The organism is uncultured Legionella sp. (assembly GCF_937871865.1).
Lineage (GTDB): Bacteria > Pseudomonadota > Gammaproteobacteria > Legionellales > Legionellaceae > Legionella.
Window position 1 is genome coordinate 1 of the sequence record NZ_CALMPD010000301.1, and the last position, 7,383, is coordinate 7,383.

Genomic DNA, 7,383 nt, shown 5'->3' on the forward strand with positions numbered 1-7,383 from the left:
GTGAGCTGGCGCTCTTGGTTAACTAAAAAAATAATCAATCAATATTTGAATAATAAAACGAATTACCTGGAAATTTCACGAGTCTACGATGATATTGATAATCCGGAACAACGTATTCAACAAGACATTGATTACGTTGTGGAGTCTGCTCTGAACTTATCTTTAGGATTTATTGATAACTTATCTAATCTGGTCATCTATACCGTACTTTTAAGCTTAGCTGGGGGGACTCTATCCTTTGTGCTGTTTGGGAGTACTATTGTAATTCCCGGGTTTCTGGTTTTTGTGGCGCTGGGAGTTGGTACCGTAACTTCCCTTATTGGCTATCTTATAAATGGTTCATTGCGTCAGTCGACCAATGAAGAAACTGTTGCGCAATCCAATTTGCGCTCGGATCTGCAGCATATTAAAATATTTTCTGAAGAAATAGCAATCGAGCATGCGGAGAAGTATTACCAAAAGCGATTAGAGAAGGAGATCGATGAATTAAATAAAAAAACAGCGAAACGCTTATCTATTCAAAATGATACTGCATCGTTTAATCTCTTTAATGGGACACTACAAGCGATTATCCCTTTTGTTGCAGCCGCACCTTTATATTTTACTGATCTTATTTCTCTAGAGGTATTTTATTCTGTTGGATATTACTTTTCCATGATGACGCGTTCTTTAAACTGGTTTATCGATTCTTTTGAAGAGATTAATACATTCCAGACCAGCTTGAGTCGTATCATGCTTCTGCAGGATGCCCTGGATAATAATGAAGGGGAATCTGCCAGGAAAATTATGCGTACGATAGGACATCAGGATAAAAATCTGGTGATAAAAAAACTGAATCTTAATTTACACAGCAAGAATGAATTGGTCATCAAAGGCCTTAATTTGCACTTTACACCTGGCGTCCATACCTTAATCCAGGCACCATCAGGATCTGGGAAAAGCAGTCTTTTTAAAGCAATAGCAGGGACCTGGTTATCGGGAGAAGGTGAAATCATTATTCCTAAGAGCTTGGACTCTGTTTATTTTTTACCGCAAAAGCCAACACTACCCAATGATACCTTAAGAAAGGTACTTGCCTATCCAGATGCTGAGTGCTCCTATTCCGATGATGAATTAATTTCAGCCTTAAAAGCAGTTAACCTGGATGCGCTTACGGATAAACTTGATAAGCACGTTGGTTTTAAATCATTAGGTGAACAACAAAGGCTTGCTTTTGCTCGCGTATTGTTAAGAAAACCTGACTGGGTATTTTTGGATGAAGCGACCGCATCTCTGGATGAACAGGTAGAAGAACACGTTTATTGTCGCCTTAAGGAACTCCTGCCGACAACCACAATCATCAGCATCGCACATCGTTCTACAGTAAAACGCCATCACGATAATATATTATTCTTTAGCATGAACGATGAGAAAGAGGTGCAGGTTGAAGAGCACAACATATTAGAAACCAGAAGCCTGGTATCCAATTTTTAGAGTCTGTAAACGTAACGGTGGAATTATTTTAAATCCGATTGACTGGCAATACTCAAGTATTGGGCCTCTTGGCCCTGTACCTATTATTTTCTTTCATCTGCTTTAATTATGAATATTTAAGAGCGTCTTTAATTCGATTTTGTTGTGCACAATGTCGGCCAAGGTAAATTGATGTAAAACGTTCATAAATGCTTTTTGAGCTTCATAGAGAATATTTTTAAGTTTGCATACTGGAGCAATACAGCAATTCGCTTTTTCTTTGTTAAAACAAGGTACCAAATCAAAATTTGATTCAAGTTTTAAGATTAAGGATCCCAGATTGATATCCGCCGGGTTTGCCAACATAGCAATTCCTCCATTTTTACCGCGAGTAGTCTTTATTAGCCCTAGTTTCGCTAAGTTATGGATAATTTTAATCATGTGATTGTTTGAAATAGTATAAGCCTCGGTAATATCTTTGATAGTACAGACATCTTTTTTCAAAGTGATATAGATTAGCGCTCGTAATGAGTAATCAGTGAATTGAGTTAATTGCATATAAAAATACCCACGAAAATTTATTGACTCCAATTAGTACTTTTTATAAGATGTATTTTGAATATACCTTATAGCCTATGGAGTTAGATTATGCCTGCATCCTTATATGAACGTCTAGGTGGCCAAACTGCTGTTAATACTGCCGTCGATATTTTCTATCGGAAAATTCTGGCCGATCAACGTGTAAATTATTTTTTTGATGGCATCGATATGGATAAGCAAATTATCAAACAAAAAGGCTTTTTAACGATGGTCTTTGGTGGCCCTAATCATTATACAGGTAAGGGAATGCGAGAGGGGCATCGTCATCTAGTGCAAAGAGGGCTAAATGACTCCCATGTAGATATTATTATCGAGCATTTAGGAGCAACATTGATGGAATTGGGGGCTGGCGACAAAGACATTCAGGAGGTAGCTGCAATTGCTAATAGCGTTCGTTCAGATGTCTTGGATCGCTAATTATGAATACCATCATTTTTAAAGATAAAACTTATTCGTTGATGGCTGACGAGAGCATTCTTCGCTGCTTTTTACGCCATGGCATCGATTATCCCAATTCATGTCAGGCGGGGATTTGTCAGTCTTGCCTTATTAAAGCAACTGATGGTGTCATTGACTCCTTCTGGCAAGAGGGCTTGCCAGAGACGTTAAAAGTGCAAGGGTATTTTCTGGCTTGCATGGCAACGCCAGCAACAGATATGGAGCTTTTATCTCCTGATGCTTCTGAATGTGATGTGGATGCCAAAATCATTGATATTGAACGGCTCAGTTATAATGTATTAAGACTTAAGTTGCTGGTTGATAATCTTGCTGATTGGGTTCCTGGTCAATATCTCAATCTGATTAATCCGAATCAAGTAATCAGAAGTTATTCTATTGCAAATATACCTGCTCAGGACGGTTATATTGAATTACATATAAAAAGTGTCGATCAGGGGGTAATGAGTCAATGGTTGCAAAAAAACGTGGTGATCGATACATCAATCAGGCTTAGAGGTCCTTTTGGAACATGTTATTACTTTAATCCTGATAAAAAATCATTTGATATACTGTTGGCTGGAACGGGGACAGGTTTGGCTCCTTTAATCGGTATTATAAAGAGTGCACTGAGCCAAGGGCATCAAGGTGCTATTACTTTAGTACATGGTGGTCGTATAGACGATGATATTTATTATGTGGAGGAGCTTGAGACACTCGCATCAGTATTCAAAAATGTTCACTACGAGCCTTGTGTGCTTCGTAGTCAGGGACGCTATCCTGAAGCGTCAATTGATCATAGAATTCTTGCTTACCTCAATAATCCCAATGATACCTGGGTCTATGTTTGCGGACCTAAAGATACAACTAATAAGCTGAAAACAGCTGTTTTTCTTGCTGGCGTGCCTTCTAAATCTATTTTTAGTGATGCATTTTTATAAGGATAAGGACAATAGATTCTCGTTGATATGAGCCATATGATATAAACCCTGTATTGCTGCTGAGATTATATTGATATTCCCGAGAGTTTATTATTAGCTAAATGATAGTGTACCAGCGTGAGTGATTATGAAATCAGCCTGGTTTAGGGAGAGTTCTGACAATGAAAATGAGTATTGCTTACTTGTTAGGGTAAACATTGTATTATATTCATGCCCTAAGCTCACTAACGGAGTGATTTTCTGCATGGATATGCCCAAAATGAGTAGTTTGCGAAAAAGTTCTTTGTTTGTTTTTTTACTGCTGATAACCCTTATTACTCTTATTGTCGGTGTAATTGAATATTTTAAATCGCCATCCGACATGGTATGGATTCCTGGCGGCGAATTTATTATGGGGAGCAGTAGTTCATTAGCCAATCGAAATGAACAACCTCCTCATAAGGTGCGGGTAAATGGGTTTTGGATGGATAAGACAGATGTAACCAACGCACAATTTGAGTCTTTTGTTAAAGCAACCGGCTATGTGACCACTGCGGAAAAAAAAACTGATTGGGATACAATTAAAGTTCAGGTTTTACCAAGAACTCCTAAGCCTTCAGATGATGCTCTTATTCCCGGAGCTATGGTTTTTGTCGGAACGAAAGAACCTGTTTCTGTTAATGATCCGTCACTTTGGTGGCGATTTGTTCCGGGTGCAAATTGGCGGCATCCGACTGGGCCACAGAGTAACATTATTGGAAAAGAAGACTACCCTGTGGTACAGGTCTCCTATGAGGATGCACTGGCTTATGCTCAATGGGTCGGCAAGCGATTGCCTACAGAAGCGGAATGGGAATTTGCGGCTCGGGGCGGTCTGGAGCAAAAAGACTACGTTTTTGGGGGGGAATTTCAATCTGGCGGCAAAAAGATGGCCAAGATTTATCCGGGCAATTTCCCGGTAGTTGAACCACAATATAAATCATTGATACATCCATCCAAAGTAGGAAGCGACCCTCCTAACGGATATGGATTGTATGATATGGCAGGGAATGTCTGGCAATGGGTAGCTGATTGGTATCGAGCAGATGCATTTGTTTTGCAAGCTAAGCGCCCTGTATCGGCAAACCCGCAAGGGCCTGAGGATAGTTTTGATCCCTCTCATGCGAATGAACCCGCTAATGCGCCTAAACGGGTTATAAGGGGAGGCTCATTTTTATGCGACCCTAATTTTTGCATGAGCTACCGGCCCAGCGCACGAAGAGGCGTAGCTCCTTATAATCCTATGGCACATATTGGATTTAGATTGGTTAAGTCGCAGCACCAGTAGGAATACAAGGTTGTTCAACGTTAATAGGTTGTAGTTTGTCTTAGCACCGGGGTGAGTGCAACCGACCTTGCTGATAATTATTTTTTCGTTAGCTCAAAAGGGAACAGTACTTTCCAATCGTTCTTCATGCTAACAATGTTCCAATTATTTGCATGAGCTTCATTTAATAAAGAGTCTGAAAAAGTACCTATTTTGGAATCGGGACCATAGGCATATTCTCGTACTGCATCATCATGATGAATAAGTATCATTAACTTTAATCCATCTCCTGATTGAGTCCATTCCAGCATCTGTCTGTCCCCATCAGAATTTCCAAAGGCAATAATAGGTTTCCTTCCGATAAAATAATTGATTGCTTCGGGTTTTCCGTGTTCATCATTAAAGAGCAAAACAGTCGGAATTTTTATCAGCTCGGGTTTGTTATTTTTGTATTCATATTTTGTTTCACCCACAGTGCCAATAACACGATCCGAATTGATGCCATAAACTTCATCAGCAAAAGCGCGCACAAATTCTTGTCCGCCGCCAGTAACAATATATACTTGGAATCCGTTGTGATGCAGGTATTTAATCACTTCTAACATGGGCTGATATACCATGTCTTTATATAAGTGGTGATAGCGAGGATTTTGTGTTGTTGCCAACCATTCTTTCGCTATTTTATGATATTCCTCTATATTCATACCGGTGTGCGTTGCTATGAGAATCTGTTTCAGATCATCTAAAGAGAGCTGCGCATTGGTTGGATGCTCGTTATTTAAAATCAAACTGAATGGTTTTTGTTTTTTCCACTCAGGGTGTTGTGGTGCCAGCTTCCTATCTATTGCGAACAGAATTTGCGTGTATAAGGGCTGTTCAACCCATAAGGTTCCATCATTGTCGAAGGTTGCAATACGATGTTCAGGAGGAATATAGGAGGTACTTGATGGATTGGTTACCGTTTGTACAAAGCTAATCATCTTCTTTTTTATGGGGCCATCATTCCAGGAGGGTAATGGATCATCAGCGTGTACTATAGGCGTGCATAGCATTCCCATTAATAAAAACAGATTCAAACATCCTTTAGCCAAGTGATTCTCCTTATCGTGTCTAACTAGAGTCTATGCCAAACAAGCTTATGTAGAAAACAAAAGCCTGTACGCATTGAACATGATAAACAAGAAAAGCATCTTTCTAAAGAGTATTCGTATCTCATCATTTTCTTGCATTTAAGTTGACTCTCCAATACTCTTTGGAGAACTAAATTATCCAAGGAGTGGTTATGCAACGAGATGAGATCCAAACAGATGATATTGGAAAAACAGGGGCATTAATTGGGCTTGGCGCTTTGCTTTTGTCTCCCTTAATCTGGGCCGATTCCAAAATAGGACTTTCTGCACTAATTGTAGGAGCAACTGCTCTATTATATGGGGCTCATGAGGTAGGGAAAGAAAAAAGGCCTTTGGAAAATAAAATAAATCAGGCCAATACCTTTTTTGGTGGTATGACAGGGGATAAAAGCACCGAAGTACATAATACCCTTGCCAATATTACTAAAGGCGGGGCCGCTCTGTTTGATGAACTATTTCCAGAATCTCAAATCAAACCTAAATAATAGGAATTTGATATTAAAGTCTGCTCTTGGAATAGAAGCAGACTTTAATGATTGATAGTTATTGTGCTGGCATAAAATCAAAAGGTTTAGCCGGTTTTAGAAGCTTTGACACATCTCCTGCATACACGTCACCATTTTCTACTGCAAGACTCAATACTGGAGCTCCTGAGGCGAAGTTTATATTGTTCAGATTAATCCAGAATGTATTGGGATAAGTTGATGAATCAAAATAATAAACCTTGTTTTTTTGATCAGAAATGGTACGCCATAAAGTAGAGGCGATATTCGGTTTAACAGGATCGGCTATTCCTAAAGGCACCGAAACCGAACGCATTACTCCTAATACTCCTGCAATAGCTTGATAAGTATAAGCTTGCTCTGGCACACCTTGAATGTATTTGCTATCTACTTGTTTGGGAATAGACTTAATCAAATAGGAGGCTCGGGCAAATCTATCCGCAGCTCTGCTTGTTCCTGGCAAAAATACAGAACCATTAATTTCTTGCCAATATTCATTGATGGCTAATTGCTTACTGTATATAGGTGAGTTAGTCATGACTTGATATTGTGCTCCGTGATGAATCACCAATTCACCCTTAATATACTCGAGAATAGCTGAATCGCCACTTGGATCTGATAAAGATAAATGCACGGTACTTGCTGTTCCGTCAGGCAGATTAGGAGCTATAATCTGGAAGGGATTTTTCAACATGGCCTCCACTGCTTCATTGACGGTTGCAAAATTATCCAGAGCGTATTGTCCCCAAAGGCTGATTGATAACGGGGCATGGCCTTTTTTAGCACTGCCATAATCTGATTCAGCCAAATAAAGCATATTCATTACCAAACCACGCTCATTCATTCCATCTGCAGTTGCCAGATTATAAACAGAGGTAACGACAGAACCATATTTTGAGGTCCATTCGGGAGATTCGGGGCCTGCCAAGCCATTGCGTTTTATGCCTTTGGGAAATACCCAGATGCTGGAATGCATGTTTTCCATCCAGTCCATAGAACGACCGGTAATGACCAGATTATCAGAGCCTAAATATACT

At 39.6% G+C, this 7,383-nt stretch carries 8 protein-coding genes; 5 read left to right on the top strand and 3 right to left on the bottom strand.

The window, feature by feature from the left end:
- The coding region (locus Q0495_RS16305) for an ABC transporter ATP-binding protein/permease (RefSeq protein WP_298628259.1) at nucleotides 1-1,473 on the top strand (1,473 nt) is incomplete at its 5' end.
- A gap of 102 nt (nucleotides 1,474-1,575) precedes the next feature.
- On the opposite strand, the gene Q0495_RS16310 is transcribed toward Q0495_RS16305, so the two are convergent.
- The gene (locus tag Q0495_RS16310; RefSeq protein ID WP_298628262.1) at nucleotides 1,576-2,010 is read right to left on the bottom strand and encodes an Rrf2 family transcriptional regulator; all 435 of its coding nucleotides are present in this window, start codon (nucleotides 2,008-2,010) and stop codon (nucleotides 1,576-1,578) included.
- Nucleotides 2,011-2,100: 90 nt separating this feature from the next.
- Between Q0495_RS16310 and Q0495_RS16315 the strand changes: the two genes are divergently transcribed.
- From Q0495_RS16315 to Q0495_RS16325, 3 genes are all read left to right on the top strand, one after another.
- Nucleotides 2,101-2,469, top strand: coding sequence for a group 1 truncated hemoglobin (locus Q0495_RS16315; RefSeq protein ID WP_298628264.1), 369 nt, complete (start codon nucleotides 2,101-2,103; stop codon nucleotides 2,467-2,469).
- A 2-nt stretch (nucleotides 2,470-2,471) separates the two neighbouring features.
- Nucleotides 2,472-3,428 carry an FAD-binding oxidoreductase gene (locus Q0495_RS16320; protein ID WP_298628266.1) on the top strand — a complete coding sequence of 319 codons (957 nt, stop codon included), beginning with the start codon at nucleotides 2,472-2,474 and terminating at the stop codon, nucleotides 3,426-3,428.
- Between the two features lie 259 nt (nucleotides 3,429-3,687).
- Nucleotides 3,688-4,734, top strand: coding sequence for a formylglycine-generating enzyme family protein (locus tag Q0495_RS16325; RefSeq protein WP_298628269.1), 1,047 nt, complete (start codon nucleotides 3,688-3,690; stop codon nucleotides 4,732-4,734).
- A gap of 77 nt (nucleotides 4,735-4,811) precedes the next feature.
- Here Q0495_RS16325 and Q0495_RS16330 read toward each other — a convergent pair whose 3' ends face one another.
- Entirely contained in the window at nucleotides 4,812-5,804 is a 993-nt protein-coding gene (locus Q0495_RS16330; protein WP_298628271.1) for an HAD family hydrolase, read from the bottom strand.
- Between the two features lie 191 nt (nucleotides 5,805-5,995).
- Here Q0495_RS16330 and Q0495_RS16335 point away from each other — a divergent pair, with 191 nt between their 5' ends.
- Nucleotides 5,996-6,328, top strand: coding sequence for a hypothetical protein (locus Q0495_RS16335; protein ID WP_298628272.1), 333 nt, complete (start codon nucleotides 5,996-5,998; stop codon nucleotides 6,326-6,328).
- Between the two features lie 58 nt (nucleotides 6,329-6,386).
- Here Q0495_RS16335 and Q0495_RS16340 read toward each other — a convergent pair.
- Nucleotides 6,387-7,383, bottom strand: a 997-nt coding sequence (locus tag Q0495_RS16340) for a linear amide C-N hydrolase (RefSeq protein ID WP_298628275.1), incomplete at its 5' end; no start/stop codon positions are given.

Bases quoted from the DNA above. Each gene is read 5' to 3' on its own strand.
- Q0495_RS16310 (WP_298628262.1), bottom strand. From the start codon at position 2,010: ATGCAATTAACTCAATTCACTGATTACTCATTACGAGCGCTAATCTAT.
- Q0495_RS16315 (WP_298628264.1), top strand. From the start codon at position 2,101: ATGCCTGCATCCTTATATGAACGTCTAGGTGGCCAAACTGCTGTTAAT.
- Q0495_RS16320 (WP_298628266.1), top strand. From the start codon at position 2,472: ATGAATACCATCATTTTTAAAGATAAAACTTATTCGTTGATGGCTGAC.
- Q0495_RS16325 (WP_298628269.1), top strand. From the start codon at position 3,688: ATGAGTAGTTTGCGAAAAAGTTCTTTGTTTGTTTTTTTACTGCTGATA.
- Q0495_RS16335 (WP_298628272.1), top strand. From the start codon at position 5,996: ATGCAACGAGATGAGATCCAAACAGATGATATTGGAAAAACAGGGGCA.